Raw genomic sequence first — 2,024 nt, 5'->3', positions numbered from 1 at the left:
TGAGCACAAAAAGTCTACAGAAAATGAGCATATATTCAAACATCGGAGCCGTATCAGAGTTTGCGTTACCTTTCAGCCTGTCACGGATGACGGTAATAGCCCTGGGGCTGGTGTTAACTCTTTATGGATGGAAAAAGGAGGACTAGGTGATGGCGAGCTACATAGTTGAGAGGAGACAAAACAGTTGATGAACGGTAGAAATTTAACAGTCTTCATTGTTTTTGGCTTAGCTTTGAGTCTGGGAATCGCTCAGTTGCAACTCTTTTCCTTAGTAACCGTGAACGTTGGAAAAGAATACGTGGAAGGTTTATGGATCACCGACAGTACGAAGCAGCCTCAACTCTTTAGAACTCTTACTGCAGCAACAATAGATATCAAACCTGGAGGGCTGTTTGTGGGAGACGTCTATTTTGTTTATCCCCAAGACATGTCTATCATCGGAGACGATGTCTTCAATGCCGTCGTGGTTGCTCCGAAGGAAATTCAGGAAACGCTTGAGATCCACTGGGTTGACGTTGGTAAACACCCACCAACATCACCGGAGGACGGTTTTGCGTTAATGCACTTATATCGCTCTAAAATGAATTTGCTTGGATCCAGTGTCAGTTCAGGCAGCAGAGTCAGTAAAGTGTTTGTCGGGGGTGATGGTGTTGAATACAACGAGTGGACTATCCGTCTTTCTGGTTTTGCCTTTATACCTGAGGGTCCACGGCTTCTAATATTAGTTAGGGAAATTGAGACGGTGTTTCAGACACTAGGTTTCATTAGGATACGAGTGGATCATGCTTATGTCTCTACACAACCATCGCAACCATCGCAACCAGATTTGCTTTCCTCTTGGTTCAAAGTTCCAAACGGGTATGACTTTTTGATAGGCTTCGGGGTTTCATTTCTTTTAGTTATGAGAAGAAAAGAGGAGGTGTAGGGGTTGAGGCGGACGGCTGTTTTTTTGTTGCTGGGTATAACCTTAACTATGTTTTTTGCACGAACTGGTTTCTTACACACCCAAGGAACTAGTGTACTTAGTGTGTTACAAAAACATGAGAACGTTAGATTTTTTACTCTCACGACAGCTACGATGACGGTATATACATATGCAGAGATGGGGACCCCAAGTTACTTCATATCTCCCAAAGATAAGTCGTTTATAGATACAAACGATATTGAAGTCACGGTCGTTACACCAAAATATATGGCACTGTGGAACGCCAGCACCCAAAGTTTCATCAAAGACACCGAATTTCCCCTCATAAACGTAGCAGTTTTCTTAGTTGATGTCCACTTTGGTGATGCGTCAGTTAGCATTGATAAAATATTGGGAACTTACAGTAATATTAAACGGGGAACAAATAGGCTAGGGGAAAGTTCGATGCCTGTAAGAACCTTTATCATGGACGATGGATACGAATATGCAGAATGGAAAATACAAACAAAAGGCCTCGCTTACTATCCTGAAGGTTTATGGTATCTAACTTTAGTGAACTACTACGCAGACTCCCCAGATCCTGTTATAGTCAATCAAATTGGTGTAAGATTAACTTATGATTATATACCCCCAACACAACCCGAAGCAAAGCTACCAGAATGGCTTCCCATGATACCAACCCTGTATGATGTTTTGGCGGGGTTCGGGATCGCGCTATTTTCAACTCACTTAATGAAAAACAAATTTGAAGATTGGTGACAAACAGGTATGGCAGAGGAATGGCAGAAAAACCGGATAATACTCATAGTTGTAGCTATATTTCTCTTTGCGGGCTTCGCAAAATTCTCAGAACAAGTCTCACATCCTACTGTGATGACTCTTGGGGTAGCCACCACGATTCCTATTTTGCCTGTGGCCTATGTGGATGAAGGGGCTTTCCCAGAGGTACCTGGAAGTCATAGAGCTTACAGCTACGTCGCACTCAAGCTTGTAAGTGGATCGAGTTACAGCAAATCTGTTGAACTTGTTGCATGGACACCGGATTTTTATATCGGTAGCAATGGTGAAAAAGTATCGGTTCTCAAAGTTGAGTTCTTTT

3 protein-coding genes are annotated in these 2,024 nt (G+C 42.6%); all 3 read left to right on the top strand.

The window, feature by feature from the left end:
• The first annotated feature begins 187 nt into the window (after nucleotides 1–187).
• A complete protein-coding gene (locus KKA81_16005; protein MBU2652433.1) occupies nucleotides 188–925 on the top strand; it encodes a hypothetical protein in 738 nt (245 codons plus the stop codon).
• Nucleotides 926–1,078: 153 nt separating this feature from the next.
• Nucleotides 1,079–1,684 carry a hypothetical protein gene (locus KKA81_16000; GenBank protein MBU2652432.1) on the top strand — a complete coding sequence of 202 codons (606 nt, stop codon included), beginning with the start codon at nucleotides 1,079–1,081 and terminating at the stop codon, nucleotides 1,682–1,684.
• 9 nt (nucleotides 1,685–1,693) lie between these two features.
• On the top strand, nucleotides 1,694–2,024 hold a 331-nt coding region (locus KKA81_15995), incomplete at its 3' end, for a hypothetical protein (GenBank protein ID MBU2652431.1).

Source organism: Bacteroidota bacterium (assembly GCA_018831055.1).
GTDB lineage: Bacteria > Bacteroidota > Bacteroidia > Bacteroidales > B18-G4 > M55B132.
Note: the sequence above shows the minus strand (reverse complement) of the source record. Positions and strands in the feature narration are given on the sequence as shown.

Coding starts and splice junctions, on each gene's coding strand:
- KKA81_16005 (MBU2652433.1), top strand. CDS start 188: ATGAACGGTAGAAATTTAACAGTCTTCATTGTTTTTGGCTTAGCTTTG.
- KKA81_16000 (MBU2652432.1), top strand. CDS start 1,079: ATGACGGTATATACATATGCAGAGATGGGGACCCCAAGTTACTTCATA.